The sequence below is a fragment of the Streptosporangium sp. 'caverna' genome, assembly GCF_003203775.1.
GTDB classification, from domain to species: Bacteria; Actinomycetota; Actinomycetes; order Streptosporangiales; family Streptosporangiaceae; genus Streptosporangium; species Streptosporangium subroseum.
The window spans coordinates 853,615-874,087 of the sequence record NZ_CP029711.1; the positions used below are offsets into that span (position 1 = coordinate 853,615).

Consider the following 20,473-nt stretch of genomic DNA (forward strand, 5'->3'; position numbering starts at 1 on the left):
CGGTCCGCGACCCGGAACACCGGCCGCCGTTCCGGGTAGCCAGGGATTGTCCCGCGCGATTACCCTGCGGTCATGGCTGTCACTCTTGGAGCAACGCGGACCCTCGACCCGAACATGATCGAGCGCATCGTCCGGCAGGTCACCTCCAGCGAGAAGACCCAGGAGATCGTCGCGCCGTTCACCGGCGAGCCCCTCGCCGAGCTGCCCGTCTCCACGGCCAAGGACGTCCAAGCCGCCTACGCCGTGGCCCGGGAGGCGGGCAAGGCCTGGGCCGCGCTGCCCGTGCGCGAACGGATCAAGCCCTTCCTCCAGCTGCACGACGCCATCCTCGACCGCCGCGACGAGATCCTCGACCTGGTCCAGTGGGAGACCGGCAAGGCCCGCAGGCACGCCTTCGAGGAGGTCCTCGACGTCGCGGGCTGCACGCTCTACTACGTACGGCGGGCGCCCGGCCTCCTGGAGCCCAGGTCGCGCGCGGGCATCTTCCCCGTCGCGACGAAGACGGCCGAGGTGCGCCGGCCCAAGGGGACCGTGGCCCTGATCTCCCCGTGGAACTACCCGCTGTCGCTCGGTGTCACCGACGTCGTCCCGGCCCTGCTCGCGGGCAACACCGTGGTCCACAAGCCCGACACCCAGACCGCCCTGTCCACGCTGTGGACGATCGACCTGCTGGTCTCCCTCGGGATGCCCCGCGAGATCTGGCAGGTCGTCCTCGGCGACCCCGCCGAGATCGGTGACGCGCTGATCGAGGACGCCGACTACGTGGCGTTCACCGGCTCCACCCGCGGCGGCCGGAAGATCGCCGAAGCGGCGGCCAAGCGGCTGATCGGCTGCTCACTGGAGCTCGGCGGCAAGAATCCGATGATCGTCCTCGACGACGCGGACCTGGACGTGGCGGCCCAGGGCGCGCTGCGCGCCTGCTTCACCAACGCCGGGCAGCTGTGCCTGTCCATCGAGCGGCTCTACGTCCACGACGCCGTGTACGACGCGTTCGTGGAGAAGTTCGTCCGCCAGACGCGGAACATGAAGCTCGGTTCCGGGCTCGACTGGAACGTGCAGATGGGCTCCCTGACCTCCCGGCGCCAGCTCGACGCGGTCGGCGCCCACGTGGACGACGCCGTCGCGAAGGGGGCCGAGGTCCTCACCGGCGGAAAGGCCCGCCCCGACATCGGCCCGCTGTTCTACGAGCCCACCATCCTGGCCGGTGTGGACGAGAGCATGGACCTGTGCCGCGCCGAGACCTTCGGCCCGGTCGTCGCGATCTACCGGTTCGCAGGCGAGGACGAGGCGGTCGAGAAGGCCAACGACACCGACTACGGCCTCAACGCCGCCATCTGGACCCGGGACCTGTCCCGCGGACGCGCGCTCGCCTCCCGGATCAACGCCGGAACCGTCAACGTCAACGAGGGGTACGGCTCGGCCTACGCCTCCTACGACGCGCCCATGGGCGGGATGAAATCCTCGGGGCTCGGCCGGCGCCACGGGACCGAGGGCCTGCTGAAGTACACCGAGGCGCAGACCATCTCCAGCCAGGCCTCCTGGCTGGGCTTCGAGCCGATCCTCGGCATGGGCTACGACAAGTACGCCGACACGCTCGCGGGCCTGCTCAAGATCATGAAACAGCTCCACCTGAAGTAAAACCCCGAGATCAGAGCCTCGGGAGCCGAGGACGGTGTGCGCATCGGCGAGATCTGGTCGTCGTCGGCATCACCCAGTCGGCCACCGCCCCCGTCGAGCCATGATCATCGGAAAGAGCGCCCTCGACGGTCACGGAGCTCCGGCGGCCACGGATCAGATCATCGCGTGGCAGAGGAGCTCGCGATCCTCGACGGGAAGTCTGCGCTGGAGACGGTGCGCGCGAATCAGGGAGTCCGCGATTTCACAGACCCGTGCGATTTCCACCTCCATCGGCGAGATCTCGGCCAGATGGTTGTCGTGCAGCCAGGTCACCACTTCCGCCCACGACCAGAGGCTCACGCGGGGACGCCGGACCTTCGGCGCGGGAAACCCGCCGGGGCCCCGGCGGCCGACGGACCAGTGATCAGCCGTGGCGAAGGTCCGTCCGGTCCGCTCGGCGATCTCGCCGAGCGTCACGAGATCCTCGCTCACTCCGGTGACCTCGACTCCCGCGGCCCGGCCCTGGGAGATCGCCGAGGCGATCGCCTCCACCGCTGTGGACGCCTCGCGGTCGAACGCGGCGACGCCGGGCCCGCCCGTGACGGGATCGAGCGACACCGTGGCATCGTCCCATCCCGCTTCGTACAGGACATCGATCGTCTCTTCGCCGATCGGGGCTGTGAAGTGCAGCTCGAAGCTGTAGGCGGTCATGAAACCCACTCTCCCTCCGATAGATCGTCTTCAGGGCCGTGCGGACACCGGTCGGCGAGACGGCGAAGGCGTCTGGCGTGAATCTCCGGCGAACGCGGGGTCGACCAGATGGATGTCGGCGGCCTGCGACCCCGATGTCCTCCGGGACGTGAAGCGCGTCCCCATGCGTGACCTCCGGCCTTTTCGATGATCCACCCGGCGGCGATCAGATGGTCGATCGCCGCTCGGATCTCTTTGTCGGGATGCCGAGCCATGTAGAGGTAATGATACATTTTGTAGAGCTAACTCTACACAGTGCGATAACTCGTTGGCCGGAGGGTGTTCGCCGGCGTTGGCGGTTCGTCATGAGGTCGAGCAGTATCCCCGTGTGATGTGGAACATTGATGAGTTCGTACGCGCGGCCGGGGTGACCGTCGACGAGCTGGCCGCCTACGTGGACGAGAGCCAGCGGGGTCTGCCGCCCGTCATCGGCCGCAGGCCCCCGCGCGAGCTGGCCGAGCGGCTCGGGCTCGCGCGGTGGATGCGAGACGGGGGGATGACCCCGGAGAGCTACGGGGAGTTCCTGCGCGCCTATCTCGCCGAGGGCACCAGGCTGCACCACCCGGCCTATCTGGCCCACCAGATCGCCTCGCCCGACTTCCCCGCCGCGCTCGCCGACTTCGTCCACGGCGCGGCCAACAACCCGATGGCGATCTACGAGATGGGCGCCTCGGCGGCGACGGTCGAGTTCGAGGTCCTGCGCTGGATGCTCGGCAAGGTCGGGTACGGCGAGGCGGGCGGCGGCGTGCTCACCCACGGGGGATCTCTGGCCAACCTCACCGCCCTGCTGGCCGCGCGGGCGGCCGCCGCACCGGACGCGTGGACCGACGGGGTCCCCGGCGACCTCGCCCTGCTCGCGCCGGAGTCGGCGCACTACTCGCTCACCCGCGCCGCCGCGATCCTCGGCCTGGGGGAGCGCGCGGTCATGCCGCTGGACGTGGACGGGCTGGGCAGGATCGACGTCGCGAGGCTGCCCGACGCCCTGGACCGCGTGCGCCGGGCGGGACGGCGGCCGATGGCCCTGGTGGCGAACGCCGGCTCGACCGGGACCGGGCTCCACGACGACCTGCGCGGGATCGGCGGGTTCTGCGCGGACAACGGCGTCTGGTTCCACGTGGACGGCGCTCACGGAGCCTCGGCGCTGCTGTCGGAGAAGCACCGGCACCTGCTCGACGGGATCGAGCTCGCCGACTCGCTGATCTGGGACGCGCACAAGATGCTGCGGACCTCCAGCCTGGCGGCGGCGGTCCTGACCAGGCGCGAGGGAGACCTGGACGCGGCCTTCCGGCAGCGGGCGAGCTACCTGTTCTACGGCGACCAGGGCTTCGACCTGATCGGCAGGACCGTGGAGTGCAGCAAGGCCGAGCTGGGTCTGAAGATCTTCCTCAACCTGGCCTGGCGGGGCGAGCGGGGCCTGGGCGACCACGTCGCGCGGCAGTACGCCACCGCGCACCGCTTCTGGGAGCTGGCTCGCGAACGACCCGGTTTCGAATGCCCGTACGAGCCGGAGAGCAACATCGTCTGCTTCCGGTACGGCACCGGCGACCAGGCCGGGATCCGCGAGCGCCTGATGGAGGACGGCGCGTTCCCCGTGGCCTCCACCGAGATCGGCGGCATCCGCCACCTGCGGGTCACCGTCATGGCTCCGGCCACGGACGACAAGACGCTGGAGGCCCTCCTCGACCGGATCGCGGATCGTGAACGCCCGGCCCGCAGGTGACGATCAACGGCACTTCCATCATCCAGATCAAGCTTGTCTGGTTTATGCCTATATATGTTTTTTAGTCCCTTTCTAGGGTATGTAGCCGCCGATTCAAGAGCGAGACATTCTCCGGCGTTCTCAGGCGGGCGAATGCCGACGCTCCCGCCCCGCACGGCCGATCGGCCGTAGCCGGGTGGTCGGCCTCAGGGCTGGGTGCTCGGGTGAGGAGTGATGAACGTGAATAGCAAAGCGCAGATGGCCCTGGCCGTCGCCGCGGGCTACGCCCTCGGCCGGCGTCAGAAGCTGCGGTTGGCCCTCGCGCTGGCGGTGGCCGGGGCGACAGGCCGGTTGGGATCTCGCCATCGCAGCCTGCTGCAGCAGGGGATCAAGGTGCTCGGTTCCTCTCCGGAGCTGGAGAAGATCACTAGCGGGGTTCGCGACGGCCTGATGGAGGCCGGCAAGGCCGCGGCCGTGGCGGCGGCGAGCAAGCAGATCAACTCGCTGAGCAACAGGCTCTCCGACCGCGCCGAGTCGCTGCGGAACCCCAGCCGGTCCGATGACGACGCGGAAGAGGAAGAGGCGGAAGGCGGGCGGGCGAACGGCAAGGCCAAGCCTCGGAAGGCGGCGAGCAAGTCTCGCAGCGCGGAACGGCCCAAGAGCACGAAGAAGCCCGCCGTCTCCGACGAGGACGAGGAGCCGTTGGACGACGAGGAGGATCTCCCCGACGAAGAGCCGCCGGCCCGGCGGGTGAAGGCCCGCAGCGGCGTGCGGCGCAAGAGCGCGGCCTCGTCCAGTTCCCGCGAGGAGGATTCGCAGGACGACGAGGAGCCGTTGGACGACGAGGAGGACCTCTCCGACGAAGAGCCGCCCGCCCGGCGGGCGAAGGCCCGTAGCGGCGTGCGGCGCGAGAGCGCGTCATCATCCACCCGGCCGGTTCGCCGGGTGCGGAGGTGAGTCGAATGACAGAGAAGCCGGAGAACGGGCCGGTCAATGGCCCGATAAAGGTAATCGTCCAGGAGTTGCCCCTGGACCAGCTCACCGAAGGGCTCCAGGACCTGGGCGCGGCCCTGGCCGAGCGGGCCCTGTCCTCGGTGACCGACAAGGTCGAGGGACTGACCGGCCGGCTGACCGACTACGTCGACGGCGACGGTTCGGGCCTGGTGAGCGCGCTGACAGGCGGCGGAGGCCTGGCGGGCCTGGCGGGCGCCTTGAAAGGCGGCGGAGGCCTGATGGACGCCCTGAAGGGCGGTTCGGGCCTGGTGAGCCAGCTTTCGGGATCGGAGGGGCTCATGGGCCGGGTGAAGGGGGTCGCCAAGCTGGCGAAAGGCTTCACGGGGCTGAAGTCCGCGCTGGGCGGCCAGGACGGAAAGGGCGGGAAGGGGGGCAAGGGCGGGAAGGTGAAGCTCATCAACATCGTCGAATCCCTCGACGTCGGTGCCCCGAGACGGGTCGTCTACAACCAGTGGACCCAGTTCCAGGACTTCCCGAGCTTCACGAAGAAGGTCAACAGCGTCGACCAGCAGACCGACGAGAAGGTCACGTGGAAGGCGCAGGTCTTCTGGTCGCATCGGACCTGGGAGTCGACGATCATCGAGCAGCTGCCGGACCAGCGGATCATCTGGCGGTCCAAGGGAGCCAAGGGCTACGTCGACGGTGCGGTGACCTTCCACGAGGTGACTCCTGATCTCACCCGCGTCCTGCTCGTGCTGGAGTACCACCCGCAGGGGCTGTTCGAGCGCACCGGCAACATCTGGCGTGCGCAGGGACGGAGGGCGCGTCTGGAGTTCAAGCACTTCCGGCGTCATGTCATGTCGCACGCCATCCTGCACCCCGATGACATCGAGGGCTGGCGCGGCGAGATACGCGACAGCAAGGTCGTCAAGGATCACGAGACCGCCCTCCGCGAGGAGAAGGAGCGTCAGGACCAGGAGGAGTCCCGGGAGCCCGAGGACGAGCTGGAAGAGGAAGAACTGCAGGACGAGGAGCCCGAGGAGGAAGAGCCGAGGGACGAGGAACGGGACGAGGACGAAGAGGAGCCCGAGGACGAGGAAGAGCTGGAGGAGGAGCGGGACGAGGACGAGCCCGAGGAAGAGGAGGAGCCCCGAGACGGGGAGCAGGACGAGGACGAGGAAGAGCCCGAAAGGCCGCAGCGGCGCGTGCGCCCGGTGCGGCGCCGGCGCGAGGACGCGGACGAGAGGCGTCGGCGTGACGACTCGGAGGAGAAGTCGCCTCCTCGCCGTCCTGCCCGCCGTACGGCCGCCGGCCGCAGCGCCTGACCCAGCGACCAACGGGCCCGCCGAATGAGAACTGGAGGACAGAGAGCCGATGACCATAGTGCAGCCTTCGGGGGGCGGAGCGGCAGGCCGCTCGTCGTCCTCGTCGTCGGGCCTGGCCGACGTCATCGACACGATTCTCGACAAGGGTCTCGTGATCGATGCCTTCGTCAGGGTCTCGCTCGTCGGCATCGAACTCCTGACGATCGACGTGCGTATCGTCGTGGCCAGCGTCGACACCTACCTGCGATTCGCGGAGGCCGCGAATCGCCTGGACCTCTCACAGACCGGCCAGAAGGGTCTTCCTGATCTCATCCAGGACATGACGGAGGGTGGGAGCAGGAAGAAGGTCAAGGGCGCGACCCAGGGAGCCCTGGACGCGGCGGGAGAGAAACTCCGTGATTTCATCGGCGGGTCCGACGAGGAGGAAGAGGAGTCGGTACCTCGCCGGAGGCGAAGGGGGGAGGACTGAGATGTCCAGCTCTACGGATAGGTCGAGGGCCGCCGGTCCCGAGCAGGCCGATCGGTCCGCGGTGAGCACCGGCTCCTACGTCTACGGAATCGTGCCGGTGGACGTCGAGCTCGACGACGCCCGCGGGGTGGGGGAGCCGCCCGGGCGGGTCAAGCTGATACGACACGGCGAGATCGCCGCCCTGGTGAGCGACGTCGCCACCAATCGCCCGCTGGGCAAGCCGCAGGACCTCATGGCGCATCAGCGACTGCTGGACTCCGCCGCGGCCGAGGTCCCCGTGCTCCCGCTCCGCTTCGGGGCGGTGATGACCGATGACGAATCGGTCGTCGACGAGCTGCTGACCCCTCACCACGACGCGTTCCTCGCCGGGCTGAAGGAGCTGGAGGGTCGGGCGGAGTACGTCATCAAGGGCCGCTACGCCGAGCGGGCGATCCTCGCAGAGGTGCTCGGGGAGAACGCCGAGGCCGCGAGGCTGCGCCAGGAGATCGCCGGTAAGCCGGAGGACGCGACGTGGGACGCGCGGATCCGGCTCGGAGAGGTGATCAACCAATCGGTCGAGGCCAAGCGCGACGCCGACACGCGCGCGATGGTCGAGGCCCTCGCTCCACTGTGCGTCGCCATCGCCGTGCGTGAGGCGACCCACGAGCAGGACGCCGTGCACCTGGCCGCCCTCGTGGAGACCGACCGGCAGGACGAGCTCGAACAGGCCCTGGACGAGTTCGCCCGTCGATGGGAGGGGCGGGTCGACCTGCGCCTGATCGGCCCGCTGGCGGCGTACGACTTCGTCATGACGCCACAGCAGGAGCAGGAGGGGGAATGACAGATGGACCTGATGAGTCTGACCTTCGGACTGCCGCTCATGCCGCTCCGCGGGCTCATCCGGCTCGCCGAGCTCATACAGGAACAGGTCGAGCTTGAGACCCGCAGCCCCGCGGCCGTCCGGCGCCACCTGGACGCGGTGGAGGAGGCCAGAGCGAGCGGTGAGATCTCCGATGAAGAGGCTGACCGGCAGGTGGAGCAGATCCTCGGCCAGATGATCGACCAGCCGGGCCCGCCAGGGTGACCATGCGGAGCCCGGACGGACCCGCCAGGGTGGCCACGCGGGACTCGGCCGGGCCCGCCGAGGTGATCATGCGGGTCCTGGCCAGGTTCGCCGGTGTGATCGTGCGCGGTTCGGCCGAGCCCGCCAGGGTGATCGTGCGGACCTCGGCCAGGCCTGTCGAGATGGTCGTACGGGCTTCGGCCGGGCCCGTCAGGGTGATCGCGAGGGTTTCGGCCGGATCCGCCGGATCTGCCGGAGTGATCGTGCGGGAAGGAAGCCGAGAGAGGAGATGATCTCGTGCCTGCCAAGCGCAGATCGACGGATGAGCGCGCCACAGGCGCGAACGTCTCCGATGATCTCTACGAGGAGATCGACGACGAGCCTTTCGACGAGGACGAAGAAGAATACGAAGACGAGGATGAGGTCGAGACGCCGAGGGCCAAGAGGTCCCGCGCCCTGTCGGCGATGTCGGCCGGCGAGTTCGGACAGCGTCACATCGCCGCTCTGACCGGGAGGCAGAGCGAGGGAGTCACGCAGGTGCAGCCGGCGGAAGACGGCTGGCTGGTCCAGGTGGAGGTCGTCGAAGACCGCCGGGTCCCGTCCTCGGGCGACATCCTGGCGCTCTACGAGGCCGAGATGGACATGGAGGGCAATCTCCTGTCCTACCGCAGGCTGCGGCGCTACAGGCGCGGCAGAGGCGACAGCAGTGAGGCGTCGTGAGATGACCAATCCAGCACGTTTCGGCCCCGGAACCTCTCCGGCCTACGGCGGGGGAGGCTCCGGGGGGCAGCGGTCGGGGTCGGGGTCGGCGAACCTCGGCGACATCCTGGAGCGGGTGCTCGACAGGGGCGTGGTGATCGCGGGAGACATCCGCGTGAACCTTCTGGACATCGAGCTGCTCACCATCAAGCTGCGACTGGTGATCGCCTCGGTGGACACGGCACGGGAGCTCGGCATCGACTGGTGGGAGCACGATCCGTGGCTCAGCTCCAAGAACCAGGACCTGATCGAGGAGAACCGCCGGCTCCGTCACCGGCTTGCCACTGTGGAGGGAGACGACGCCGTGGAAGAAGGCCACACCGTGCGGGAAGACCATGCCGTACGGGGAAACCACAGGGAGTATCGATCCCTCGATCCGGCGGAGGAGCGCGGGAGGAGACGCTCGTCCGGAGCGGAGAGACACCGTGACTGACTCGGGCACGTACGTCTACGCGGTCGCATGCGACGCGGGCCACGCCCGCCCGGCGAATCTGGTGGGTGTGGCCGGGGCGCCCGTGCACGCGATCACGCATGTCGGTCTCGTCGCGTACGTGAGCACCGTGTCGCTGGAACAGTTCGGAGAGGAGCCGCTCCGCCGCTCCCTGGAGGACCTGGACTGGGTCGGGGAGATGGCCCGCGCTCACCACCGCGTCGTGGAGGCGGTGGCGGAGAGGGTTCCGACGGCCCCGGTCCGCCTCGCGACCGTCTACAGCAGCGAGGAGCAGGTGCGCGATCTGCTGGAGCGGTGGCACGACGACTTCACGGAGGTGCTCTCCCACGTGTCCGGGCGCAGGGAGTGGGGAGTGAAGGCGTACGTGGATCCCGCCGCGGCCGCATCCGCACCCGCGCCGGCCGCGAACGGGGGTGGCGAGGGCGCCGCGGAGACGGCCAGGCCCGGGACCGCCTACCTGAAACGCCGCCAGGCGAACCTGCGCAACCGCGAGCAGAGGTGGCGCCAGGCGACGGCACGGGCCGAGCACATCCACGCGGCCCTGTCGGCCGTCGCCGTCGCGAGCCGGCTGCACCGGCCCCAGGACCCGCAGCTGTCCGGCCGGGACGAGTGGATGGTGCTCAACGGCGCCTACCTCGTCGACGAGGGCAGGGGCGAGGAGTTCGCGGCCGCCCTGGACGCCCTCCGCGGGCAGGACGTCGACCTGGAACTCACCGGCCCGTGGGCTCCCTACTCCTTCATCGCCCTGGAGTTCGACAGGGCAGATCTGGAGGTTTCCGGTGACGTATGAGACCTCGCGAGGTTCCGCACTGGCCGCCGAGGGTCGCCTTCCCGCCGAGCGCGTGGCCCTCGTCGACCTGCTGGACCGCCTGCTGGCGGGCGGAGTCGTCGTGAGCGGAGATCTTGTCCTCTCCATCGCCGACATCGACCTCGTACGGATCTCCCTGCGCGCGCTGATCATGTCCGTGCGGGGGGAGTCCGACACGCCAGACCAGGGAGACCGGTATGCGCCGACCTGGAAGTGAGCCGATCGTGAAGATCACCGGGCCGCTGGAGGACGCCCTGGAGATCGCCGAGCCGTCGGAGGACGCGGAGCGGCCGAACCGCTGGCGCCTCGGAACCGACCCCGAGACGGCCGAGCGCGATCTGTCCCGCCTCGTGCTGACCCTCGTCGAGCTCGTACGCCAGCTGGTGGAGCGTCAGTGCGTGCGGCGGATGGACCAGGGAGACCTGTCCGACGAGCAGGTCGAGACGCTGGGCCTGACGTTGATGCGCCTGGAAGACGCCATGAACGAACTGTGCGAGCGTTTCGGGCTGTCCCCCTCCGACCTCAACCTCGACCTCGGGCCGCTCGGCACCCTCCTGCCGTCCGACTGAGCTCCCTCCCCGCTGTCCGGCGCGCTAGGGGCAGGACGGAGCTCGATGCGTGAACCTGTAGGCCTACATCGGGCTAGTACCCGGTGTAGGCCTCAGCGATGGTGAGTAGGACACATATGGGCTCCCCCGACGTGATCAGCGATGAGAGGGACGACGCGTCAGTGATCGCGCAGTCCCTCGACGACCCCCGATGTTTCGGTGAACTGTTTCGCCGGCACGCCCCACCGTTGCACCGCTATGCCGCCCGTCGCCTCGGCAGCGATCTCGCCGACGACATCGTGGCGGAAACGTTCCACCTGGCCTTCCGGAAACGGGACGGCTACGACCCCGCTCGGGGCGACGCTCTGCCGTGGCTGTGGCGCATCGCCACCAACCTGATACGCCGCCATTACCGCTCGGAGGTGCGTCTGTACCGCGCGTTGGCCCGCACCGGCGTGGACCCGGTGCTGGAGAACCACGCCGACAGCGTCGCCGAGCGGGTCACCGCGGCCGCGGTGACCTCCCATCTGGCGGCCGCGCTGGCGGGCCTGCGCAAAGGAGATCGTGACGTCCTGCTGCTGACCGCCTGGGGCGAGCTCAGCTACCGACAGATCGCCGACGTACTGGAGATCCCCGTGGGCACCGTGCGCTCACGGCTGAACCGAGCCCGCACCAAGGTTCGAAACGCGCTTGGGGGAACCGCAGATGAATGAGAACGAACCACTGGAGGAGATGAGATCGCAGATCCCCCTGCGGGATCCCGATGAGCTGGCCCGAGCCATCGGCTGGCAGCCGGGGGAGCCGCGCGAAACGCAACGATCTCGTCGGGCATGGCGGGGGCTTCTTTTTCCGTCCGGCGCCGCGTCCGCGAGGATGACGCGGCGGCTGATCGCCGGCGCGGTGGTGACGGCGGGGTTCGTGACGGCCGCCGTGATCGGCCCGAGTCTGATGGCAGGCGGTATGGGCGGTGTGACGTCTTACGCCAGCTCGGCCATCGAGATCAAGCAGGAGGACGGTGAGTGGGTGGCCCGGATCAAGGATCCACTCGCCGAGTACGAGACGTATGCCAAGGCGTTCAGTGCTGTGGGGCTGAAGGTCCAACTGGAGCTCGTGCCGGTCTCACCAAGCCAGGTCGGAGACCTGGTCCTGACGCAAGAGGGCGGCATCAAACCGGCCGGAACGTTCGAAGGCGGACTCGAGCCGGAAGGCTGCAAGATCGGCGAGAAAGGTTGCCATCTGGCGTTTCGCGTCCCCATCGGCTTCGAAGGAGAGGTACGGGCCCAGCTGGGTAGGGCGGCGGAGCCCGGTGAGAGCTACCAGTCGGTCGGCCGTGCCGCCGCCGGGGGCGAGATGCTCGAGGGCTTCGAGGTGCACCACCAAGACCGTACGGTTGCCGAGGTGCTCGACGAGATGCACAAGCGCGGCCTGCGGGCCGTCTACCAGCTGGTGAAGAGCGATCCCAACGCCTCGGTGGCCGGTGACATCGACGGAAGGCTGGGCGTCTTCAGCCTGTCATACGAACCCATTTCCGCCGATGCGGTCGGCTCGGACTGGCTCGTATGGGAGGCACAGCCGCAGAGCGCGGGTGTGATCAGATTGGTGGTCACGCCGGAACCGCTGAAGCCCGTCGTCCCGGGGCCTCTCATCGGGGACGGCGCCCCCGGGTCCTGATCGGACGCGGCCCACCACAGGGTGCGGCTTGGGGTGCGTAGCCGCACGCGCCCCAAGCCTGTGAAGACGTCGTGGTGGAGTCCGGTGGTTTCGAGGTCGGCGTTCTGTCCTCCTTTTCAGATCGTCGTCGAGGCCGGCTGGACCGCCGCCCGGTACGGCGGGAGTTTCGACGCATGCCGAGTCGTTTTGGGTCTTGTAGGGGTCAGGGGCCGGGGTTACGATCCGCATAATTAATAGGAAACTTTCCTTTAGGAAAGAGTGTCCACATGCGCCGATTAGCCTCTGTACTGCTGATTCTCGCCATGGCGATGGCCATGGCCGCTCCGGCTGACGCCGCAACCCGTCTGACTGCGGCCTTTACCCTCACCGGAGGCCAGGGCAAGTTCGTGGTGAGCAACCCCGGCGCCACCCCGGTCACCGGCTGGTCGATCCAGTTCGACCTACCGGCCGGGGTCACCGTCAGCAACGCCCAGAACGCCACGACCACGCAGAGCGGCACGCGGGTCAAGCTCACCCCCGCCTTCTACATCAACACCGTGCGGGCGAACGGGAACACCGAGCCGTACAGTCCCACGGTCACCCTCAGCTCGCCGGTCCAGCCGACGAGCTGCTTGATCAACAACGCCAACTGCGACGGCAGCGGCGACCCGCCGCCGCCGGACGCGCCGGTGACCGCGACGTACGCGGGCAGCGGCACGCAGGGGAAGTTCGTGATCGCCAACAACACCGACACCGCGCTCGCGGGCTGGTCGATCCAGTTCGACCTGCCGGCCGGAGTCACCGCGAGCAACGCCCAGAACGGCTCGCTCAGCCAGAGCGGGCGTCAGGTCACGCTGAGCCCGGCCCACTACAACACGACGGTGGCGGCGCGCGGGACCACCGAGCCCTACAGCCCCACGTTCACGCTCAGCGCGTCCGCCGAGCCCGCGAACTGCCGGATCAACGACGTGAGGTGTGACGGTGCGGCGGACTCGCCGCCCGCCGCACCGGGGAACCTGCGCTCACCGGTCAAGACCACCAAAACCGTCTCGCTGGCCTGGGACGCCGCGACCGCGGGAAGCCTCCCGATCGTCGGCTACCAGGTCTACAACGGCGCGGGCCTCGCCGCGACGGTCACCGGCACGGGCGTGACCGTAACCGGCCTGACCTCGAACACCGGATACACGTTCACCGTCAGGGCCAAGGACCGCAAGGGAACCCTGTCCCCGGCCTCCGCCCCGCTCACGGTGACAACCAGCAACGCCGGTGACGACACCCAGCCGCCGACCGTACCGGCGAACCTGCGCAGCACCGGCAAAACCTCGGCGAGCGTCTCGCTGGCCTGGGACCCGTCGACCGACAACAAGGGCGTCGCCGGCTACGACGTCTACGCGGGAACGACCCTGAAGGCGACGGTGCCCGGCACCTCGGCCACGGTGAACGGGCTGTCGCCGTCCACCGAGTACACCTTCACCGTGAGGGCCCGCGACCTGTACGACAACACGTCGGCGCCCGGCAACGCGCTGAAGGTGAGCACCGCCGACATCATCGGCAGCGGATACGCCAGGATCGGCTACTTCGTCCAGTGGGGCATCTACGGCCGCCAGTACTTCGTGCGCAACCTCGACACGACCGGCGCCGCGGCGAAGCTGACCCACCTCAACTACGCCTTCGGCAACATCGACCCGGTGAACCTGACCTGTCTCCAGGGCGTCACCAAGGGCACCACCGCCAACCCCCAGGACCCAAACCAGGGAGACGGCTCGGGTGACGCGGACGCCGACTACGGCAGGCCGATGAGCGCCTCGCAGTCGGTGGACGGCGTCGCCGACACCGGCTGGGAGAAGCTGCGCGGCAACTACAACCAGCTCCGCAAGCTCAAGGCGAAGTACCCCAACCTGAAGGTGCTGATCTCGCTCGGGGGCTGGACCTATTCGAAGTACTTCTCCGATGTGGCGGCCACCGACGCGTCCCGGCGCAAGTTCGTGAGTTCCTGCATCGACACGTACATCAAGGGAAACCTGCCGCTGTACAACGCCGCGGGCGGGCCGGGCAGCGCCGCCGGGATCTTCGACGGCATCGACCTGGACTGGGAGTGGCCGGGCTCCGAGGGCCACCCGGGCAACCACATCGGCCCGAACGACAAGGCGAACAACACGCTGCTGATCGCCGAGTTCCGCAGGCAGCTCGACGCGCTGACCGAGGAGACCGGCAAGCGCTACCAGCTCACCGCCTTCACCCCGGCCGACCCGGCCAAGATCTCCTCGGGCTGGGACCTGCCCGAGGTCGCCAAGTCCCTGGACGTCTTCAACGTCCAGGGCTACGACTTCCACGGCTCGGGCAGCGACAACTCGTGGGAGCCGAACCGGGCTGGGCACCAGGCCAACCTGTACGCCGACACCGACGACCCCTACTCCTTCCACTTCAGCGTCGAGAACGCGGTCAACACCTACCTGCAGGCCGGAGTGAACCCGCGCAAGATCACCATCGGTCTCGCGTACTACGGCCGCGGCTGGCAGGGCGTCGCCGACGGCGGGAAGTCCGGGGAGTGGCAGTCGGCCACCGGCGCCGCGCCGGGCCAGTTCCCCGATGAGGCGGGCACCCGCGGCTACAGCAACCTGGTGGCCGGCGTGCCGGGATGCACGGTGCGGCACGACGAGCAGTCGGTGGCGACCTACTGCTTCACCGGCAACGGCGGCCAGTGGTGGAGCTTCGACGACGCGTGGTCGATCGCTCGCAAGACCGCCTGGCTGAAGAGCAAGGGCCTGCTCGGCGCGATGATCTGGGAGATGTCCGGTGACCCCGGCTCCCTGACCACCGCCCTGGACGCCGGACTGAAGTGATCCCCTCCCCGGCGGAGGGACCGGATTCCCCCGCCGGGGCGCAGGGCCGAGCCGTACGGCCGTAGCCCCGCCCGGCACCGAGACCTGTCGTGGCCCGCCTCCGTCCCCGGGGCGGGCCACGACAGCCTTTTTCTGTCTGATCGTCAGGAACTCGTCCTGATATAGCGTCACGTTCATGACCGAACTCGACAGCCGCCTCCGCGCGGTGTGTGATCTCTCCGTCGCAGACGTCCGTGAGATGGCCGGCAGGCACGAATACGACGGCATGATCCAGGATCTCTCGCCGGAAGGCGTCCGCTCGGGACTGGCCGCCCTGGGCGAGGGGCCGCTGCCCGACGACTCCTACGACGCGGCGCACCTGCAGATCTTCGAGGAGACCGTACGGGTCCAGTTCGGCGAGCTGGAGCTGTATCGCCGCAGCCCGCTCGATCACCTGAACAATCTCGATCTCGCCACCTACGACCGCGACTACGCCCCCGAGGCCGAGCGGACCGCCGCCAAACACACCCACCTCGCGCTCTGGCCCGAGGCCGTGGACCACGCGATCGCCTCGCTCGACAGGCTCAGCGCCCCGGTGGCGACCGCGCTGCTCGGGGCCGTACGCGGCCTGGCCACCGGGGTGCCGGCGGGCGCGGACGAGCACGCGCGCGAGGCGGCGCTGAAGGCTCACGCACGCCTGGTGGAGCACGTCGAGGAGGCCTCGCGTTCCGGCGACCCGGACGCGTCCCTCGGCGCGGAAGGGCTGGCCCGGCTCATGGGCGCGGGCGACGGCCTCCCCGTTGACCTGGGCAAACTCGCCGAGCGCGCCGACGCCGAACGCGACCGGCTGATGGCCCGGCTGACGGAGTCCTGCGCCAGGCTGGGATTCGCCGGACGGCCGCCGCTGGACGTCGCGCGCGAGCTGGTCCGGCAGCACCCCGGCATCGACGGCGTGATCGACGCGGCCAGGGCGGGCACCGAGAGGGCGATCGCGTTCACCCGCGAGAAGGACCTGGTCCCCTACCACGACGGTGAGTGCCTGGTCGGCATCGCGCCCGAGTCCCGGCGGTGGAGCATGGCGATGATGAGCTGGGCCGCGCCCGGCGAGCCGGACGCCCCCTCGTGGTACCACATCACCCCGCCCGACCCCTCCTGGCCCGAGCGCGACATCGAGGAGTGGCTGGAGGTCTTCAGCGAGACCACGCTGCCCGCGATCAACGTGCACGAGGTCGCCCCCGGGCACTTCTCCCACGGCCGTGCCCTGCGCCACGCCCGTTCCGACGTGCGGCGGACGCTGATGTCGATGGCCTTCGCCGAGGGCTGGGCGCACTACGGCGAGGAGCTCTGCGTCGAGGAGGGCTTCGCGCCCGAGGACCCGCGCTTCGAGATCGGTGTGTGGCTGGAGGCGCTGATCAGGGTGACCCGGCTGGCCTGCGCGATCGGCGTGCACACCGGCGCGATGACCGTCGAGGAGGGCGCCCGCCGCTTCGAGGCCGACACCCAGATCGCCGGTCCCGCGGCGCTGTCGGAGGCGGCGCGGGCCACCTTCGACCCGACCTACGGCCGCTACACCTGGGGAAAGCTGGAGATCCTCCGCCTGCGGGAGCAGGCCAGGGCCGAGTGGGGCTCCGGATTCACCCTCAAGCGCTTCCACACGGCCATGCTCGACCTGGGATCTCCGCCCCTCGGCCTGCTCGACCGCGCGCTCTGACGGGAGCCCCGGGATAGGATGATCTTGAGATTGTTTCCGTGGGTCACCGCCGGGACGGTGACCCACGGAGCGATTGCATGGGTTTTACCCGAGCCGGCGGTCTGAGGAGAACTCTCCGATCGCTGGGGGCGACCAGCGGGGTCCTGTGTTCCGGCATCGGCCCGTAGGCCGGTCGACCCGGCGAGGCGGTGCCTCCGGTGCCTTTAATGTCTCTGATGTCTCTGGTGTCGAATCCTGTTTGTCCTCGACTGGTGGTTGGCTTCGCGTTAGCTTGGTGGCCAACCGAGCGCTGGGTACGGTTACGGCTGGAGGCAGTGGGATGCGCGAACTGTCGGGAAAGATCGCAGTCGTTACCGGTGCGGCCAGTGGGATAGGCCGGGCACTCGCCCTGCGGCTGGCCGCGGAGGGCATGGCCCTGATGCTCGCCGACGTGGACCCCGGAGGTCTGGCGGAGACCGCCTCCCTGCTCGACGGGGTCTCCGACGGGGGCAAGATCCTCACTCAGATCACCGACGTCTCCGATGCGGCGGCCGTACAGCACCTGGCGGACCGGACCTTCGGCGAGTTCGGCGCGGTCCACGTCCTCTGCAACAACGCCGGAGTGCTGCAGGCCGGCCGGATGTGGACGAGCGAGCCCGAGGACTTCGCCTGGATGCTCGGCGTGAACCTCTGGGGCACGCTCCACGGAATCCGCGCCTTCGTGCCCCGCATGATCGCTCAGGACACCGAGGGCCACATCGTCAACACGGTCTCGGTGGCGGGGCTGTTCGCCATACCGTTCGCCGGCGCCTACTCGGTCTCGAAGTACGCCGCGCTCGCCGCCTCGCAGGCCCTCGCCCAGGATCTGGCGCTGGCCGGATCAAAGCTCCGGGTGACGGCGCTGTGCCCCGGCTGGGTCAAGACCGGCATCGGCCACTCCGACAGGGTCCGGCCGGAGAACCTGACGGTCGCGGAGCGCGCCGAGGACGAGGTGGCCGCGGCCGGCGTCGTCGACAACCTGGTGGAAGGCGGGATGGATCCCGCGGAGGTCGCGCTGGCCGCGGTGAAGGGGATCCGGGAGGAGCGTTTCCTGGTCTTCACCCACGCCGGGTACGAGGAGGGCCTGCGCGAGCAGGCCGAGGCGCTGATCGCGGGAGGACTGCCCTCGTTTCCCCTCCACGAGTAGCCGGTGGCGGGAGGGCCGCCCCCATTTCCCCTGCGAGGCGCTGATCGCGAGAGGGCTGTCCTCATTTCCCCGCACGAGTGGTTGATCGCGAGAAGACCGCCCCCGTTTTCCCTCCACGAGTGAGCGCGTTGACGAGCGCCGATAGACTGGACCCACCGCTTGAGTTTCCCTGGGGGTCTTTGGTGTCTGAGTTCGACACGGTCCTGGTCGTCGATTTCGGTGCGCAGTACGCGCAACTGATCGCGCGACGGGTGCGTGAATGCCACGTCTACTCCGAGGTCGTCCCGTCGACGATGCCGGTCGAGGAGATGATGGCCAAGAACCCCAAGGCCATCATCCTGTCCGGCGGTCCCTCGTCGGTCTACGCCGAGGGCGCCCCGGCCGCGCCCGCAGGCCTGTTCGAGACCGGGGTGCCGACCTTCGGCATCTGCTACGGCTTCCAGGTCATGGCTCAGGCGCTCGGCGGCGAGGTGGCCAGGACCGGCACCGCGGAGTTCGGCGGGACCCGGCTCGACGTGACCCAGGAGGGCGTGCTCTTCGCCGGGCTGCCCGCCGAGCAGTCGGTCTGGATGTCCCACGGAGACAGCGTCGCCGCCGCCCCCGAGGGCTTCGTCGTCACCGCCGCGACCGCCGGAACGCCGGTGGCCGCGTTCGAGCACCCCGAGATCGGCCTGTACGGCGTGCAGTTCCACCCCGAGGTCCTCCACTCGGACCACGGCCAGGCCGTGCTGAAGCACTTCCTCGACGCCGCGGGCTGCCGCCCCTCCTGGACGATGCTCAACATCGTCGAGGACGCGGTCGAGGCGGTCCGCGCACAGATCGGCCCCGAGGGCCGCGCCATCTGCGGGCTCTCCGGCGGGGTGGACTCCGCGGTCGCCGCGGCCATGGTGCAGCGGGCCATCGGCGACCGGCTGACCTGTGTCTTCGTCGATCATGGGTTGCTTCGCAAGGGCGAGGCCGAGCAGGTCGAGCGCGACTTCGTGGCCGTCACGGGCGTGAAGCTCCGCGTGGTCAACGCCCAGGAGCGTTTCCTCAAGGCGCTGAACGGGGTCAGCGACCCCGAGGAGAAGCGCAAGATCATCGGACGCGAGTTCATCCGGGTCTTCGAGGACGAGCAGCGGGCCATCCTCGCCGACGGCCCCGTCGACTTCCTCGTCCAGGGCACTCTTTACCCCGACGTGGTCGAGTCCGGCGGCGGCACCGGCACCGCCAACATCAAGTCGCACCACAACGTCGGCGGCCTCCCCGACGACCTGCAGTTCTCGCTGGTGGAGCCGTTGCGCGCGCTGTTCAAGGACGAGGTCCGCCGTGCCGGCGAGGAGCTGGGCCTGCCCGCCGCGATGGTCTGGCGCCAGCCGTTCCCCGGCCCCGGCCTGGGCATCCGCATCGTCGGCGCGGTCACCCACGACCGCCTGGAGATCCTCCGCGAGGCCGACGCCATCGCCCGCGAGGAGCTCTCCCGCGCCGGTCTCGACCGGGAGATCTGGCAGTGCCCGGTCGTCCTGCTCGCCGACGTCCGGTCGGTGGGCGTCCAGGGCGACGGCCGCACCTACGGCCACCCGATCGTCCTGCGCCCGGTCTCCAGCGAGGACGCCATGACCGCCGACTGGTCCCGCGTCCCCTACGACGTGCTCGCGCGGATCTCCACCCGCATCACCAACGAGGTCCGCGAGGTCAACCGCGTGGTGCTCGACGTGACCAGCAAGCCCCCGGGCACCATCGAGTGGGAGTGACGCGAGGGGCGCACGAGGCCATCGTGTAGCGCGGCGTGTTTTTGGTGCGGGCGGTGAGCTCTGGGGCTCCGGGGTCTTTCGGGTCTTCACGCTCTGGAAGGAGCCGCCTTCCTCATCTCACGTCGCCAGGGCGGCGCGAATTCCTGGGCCGCCCACCGGACCACTTCAGAGCCGACGGTTCGAAGCCGTCGGCGCTGAAGCCGTGGATCATGTCCCTCACCCGGCCCGCGCCGGTGAGCGGGGTGATTCGCGGGCCGTTTCCGAGTTGAAAGCCACTGCCATGACCCAGATCCCCGCTGACCCGACGGTCCTTCACCCGTTCCCCGACCAGCCGCGCGTGGTGCTGCTGAAACCGCTGGTGACCTCCGCACTCATCGAGGTCGGGGAGTACTCCTACTACGACGACCCGGACGAGCCGACCGCGTTCGAGACCCGCAACGTGCTCTACCACTACGGGCCGGAGAAGCTGATCATCGGCAAGTTCTGCGCGCTGGGCACCGGGGTCCGGTTCATCATGAACGGCGCCAACCACCGCATGGACGGCCCCTCCACCTTCCCCTTCCCCATCCTGGGCGGATCCTGGGCCGAACACTTCGACCTGCTCACCGGCCTGCCCGGCCGAGGTGACACCGTCGTCGGCAACGACGTCTGGTTCGGCTACAACACCATGGTGATGCCCGGCGTCCGGATCGGACACGGCGCGATCATCGCCTCGGGCGCCGTAGTCGTCGATGACGTCCCCGACTACGGCATCGTCGGCGGCAACCCGGCCAAACTCATCCGTACCCGCTACGACAACGGCGACATCGCCCGCCTTCTGGAGCTGGCCTGGTGGGACTGGCCTGCCGAACACATCACCGAGCATCTCCGGGTCATCATGTCGGGCACCATCGACGACCTCGAAAAACTCGCACCGCGAGCCTGACCCACAGCCGTCACCAACCGCTGCCTCACATCGGAGCGGGGCAAA

The 20,473-nt window shown here is 69.2% G+C and carries 21 protein-coding genes; 20 read left to right on the top strand and 1 reads right to left on the bottom strand.

Annotated features, from left to right (window positions below):
* Positions 1-72 precede the first annotated feature (72 nt).
* On the top strand, positions 73-1,638 hold the full coding sequence (locus tag DKM19_RS04030) for a succinic semialdehyde dehydrogenase (RefSeq protein WP_110694528.1): 1,566 nt from the start codon (positions 73-75) through the stop codon (positions 1,636-1,638).
* A gap of 153 nt (positions 1,639-1,791) precedes the next feature.
* Here the strand turns inward: DKM19_RS04030 and DKM19_RS04035 are convergent, their stop codons facing one another.
* Positions 1,792-2,328: a hypothetical protein gene (locus DKM19_RS04035; protein ID WP_110694529.1), complete on the bottom strand. Its 537-nt coding sequence runs from the start codon at positions 2,326-2,328 to the stop codon at positions 1,792-1,794.
* Positions 2,329-2,659: 331 nt separating this feature from the next.
* On the opposite strand from DKM19_RS04035, the gene DKM19_RS04045 reads away from it, so the two are divergent.
* The 19 genes from DKM19_RS04045 (at position 2,660) to DKM19_RS04135 (ending at position 20,428) form a co-directional block, all read left to right on the top strand.
* Entirely contained in the window at positions 2,660-4,087 is a 1,428-nt protein-coding gene (locus tag DKM19_RS04045) for a pyridoxal-dependent decarboxylase (RefSeq protein WP_162641283.1), read from the top strand.
* Between the two features lie 219 nt (positions 4,088-4,306).
* Positions 4,307-5,023, top strand: a complete 717-nt coding sequence (locus DKM19_RS04050) for a hypothetical protein (RefSeq protein ID WP_162641285.1) — start codon at positions 4,307-4,309, stop codon at positions 5,021-5,023.
* A gap of 5 nt (positions 5,024-5,028) precedes the next feature.
* A complete protein-coding gene (locus DKM19_RS04055) occupies positions 5,029-6,345 on the top strand; it encodes an SRPBCC family protein (protein ID WP_110694532.1) in 1,317 nt (438 codons plus the stop codon).
* Positions 6,346-6,394: 49 nt separating this feature from the next.
* On the top strand, positions 6,395-6,814 hold the full coding sequence (gvpJ, locus tag DKM19_RS04060) for a gas vesicle protein GvpJ (protein ID WP_110694533.1): 420 nt from the start codon (positions 6,395-6,397) through the stop codon (positions 6,812-6,814).
* A gap of 1 nt (position 6,815) precedes the next feature.
* On the top strand, positions 6,816-7,634 hold the full coding sequence (locus tag DKM19_RS04065; RefSeq protein WP_110694534.1) for a GvpL/GvpF family gas vesicle protein: 819 nt from the start codon (positions 6,816-6,818) through the stop codon (positions 7,632-7,634).
* A 3-nt stretch (positions 7,635-7,637) separates the two neighbouring features.
* Positions 7,638-7,877, top strand: a complete 240-nt coding sequence (locus DKM19_RS04070) for a gas vesicle protein GvpG (RefSeq protein ID WP_110694535.1) — start codon at positions 7,638-7,640, stop codon at positions 7,875-7,877.
* A gap of 2 nt (positions 7,878-7,879) precedes the next feature.
* Positions 7,880-8,149 carry a hypothetical protein gene (locus DKM19_RS49280; protein ID WP_162641286.1) on the top strand — a complete coding sequence of 90 codons (270 nt, stop codon included), beginning with the start codon at positions 7,880-7,882 and terminating at the stop codon, positions 8,147-8,149.
* Between the two features lie 4 nt (positions 8,150-8,153).
* Entirely contained in the window at positions 8,154-8,576 is a 423-nt protein-coding gene (gvpO, locus tag DKM19_RS04080) for a gas vesicle protein GvpO (protein ID WP_110694536.1), read from the top strand.
* A gap of 1 nt (position 8,577) precedes the next feature.
* The gene (locus DKM19_RS04085) at positions 8,578-9,048 is read left to right on the top strand and encodes a gas vesicle protein (RefSeq protein WP_110705469.1); all 471 of its coding nucleotides are present in this window, start codon (positions 8,578-8,580) and stop codon (positions 9,046-9,048) included.
* The gene (locus tag DKM19_RS04090) at positions 9,041-9,856 is read left to right on the top strand and encodes a GvpL/GvpF family gas vesicle protein (protein WP_239514068.1); all 816 of its coding nucleotides are present in this window, start codon (positions 9,041-9,043) and stop codon (positions 9,854-9,856) included. Before DKM19_RS04085 ends, DKM19_RS04090 begins: the two co-directional genes overlap by 8 nt.
* Positions 9,846-10,091, top strand: coding sequence for a gas vesicle protein (locus DKM19_RS04095; RefSeq protein ID WP_110694538.1), 246 nt, complete (start codon positions 9,846-9,848; stop codon positions 10,089-10,091). Before DKM19_RS04090 ends, DKM19_RS04095 begins: the two co-directional genes overlap by 11 nt.
* Positions 10,072-10,443, top strand: a complete 372-nt coding sequence (locus tag DKM19_RS04100; protein ID WP_110694539.1) for a gas vesicle protein K — start codon at positions 10,072-10,074, stop codon at positions 10,441-10,443. Before DKM19_RS04095 ends, DKM19_RS04100 begins: the two co-directional genes overlap by 20 nt.
* 116 nt (positions 10,444-10,559) lie before the next feature.
* Positions 10,560-11,135, top strand: coding sequence for an RNA polymerase sigma factor (locus DKM19_RS04105; protein WP_110694540.1), 576 nt, complete (start codon positions 10,560-10,562; stop codon positions 11,133-11,135).
* Complete coding sequence (locus DKM19_RS04110; RefSeq protein WP_162641288.1) at positions 11,128-12,093, top strand: hypothetical protein; 966 nt, start codon at positions 11,128-11,130, stop codon at positions 12,091-12,093. Before DKM19_RS04105 ends, DKM19_RS04110 begins: the two co-directional genes overlap by 8 nt.
* 266 nt (positions 12,094-12,359) lie before the next feature.
* On the top strand, positions 12,360-14,915 hold the full coding sequence (locus tag DKM19_RS04115) for a glycosyl hydrolase family 18 protein (protein WP_110694542.1): 2,556 nt from the start codon (positions 12,360-12,362) through the stop codon (positions 14,913-14,915).
* Positions 14,916-15,090: 175 nt separating this feature from the next.
* Positions 15,091-16,605 (top strand): DUF885 family protein, encoded by a 1,515-nt coding sequence (locus tag DKM19_RS04120; protein ID WP_110694543.1) that lies wholly within the window; start codon positions 15,091-15,093, stop codon positions 16,603-16,605.
* A gap of 319 nt (positions 16,606-16,924) precedes the next feature.
* Complete coding sequence (locus tag DKM19_RS04125; RefSeq protein ID WP_110694544.1) at positions 16,925-17,770, top strand: SDR family NAD(P)-dependent oxidoreductase; 846 nt, start codon at positions 16,925-16,927, stop codon at positions 17,768-17,770.
* Between the two features lie 146 nt (positions 17,771-17,916).
* Positions 17,917-19,503: a glutamine-hydrolyzing GMP synthase gene (gene guaA / locus DKM19_RS04130; RefSeq protein ID WP_369990877.1), complete on the top strand. Its 1,587-nt coding sequence runs from the start codon at positions 17,917-17,919 to the stop codon at positions 19,501-19,503.
* A 280-nt stretch (positions 19,504-19,783) separates the two neighbouring features.
* Complete coding sequence (locus DKM19_RS04135; RefSeq protein ID WP_110694546.1) at positions 19,784-20,428, top strand: CatB-related O-acetyltransferase; 645 nt, start codon at positions 19,784-19,786, stop codon at positions 20,426-20,428.
* Positions 20,429-20,473: the final 45 nt, after the last annotated feature.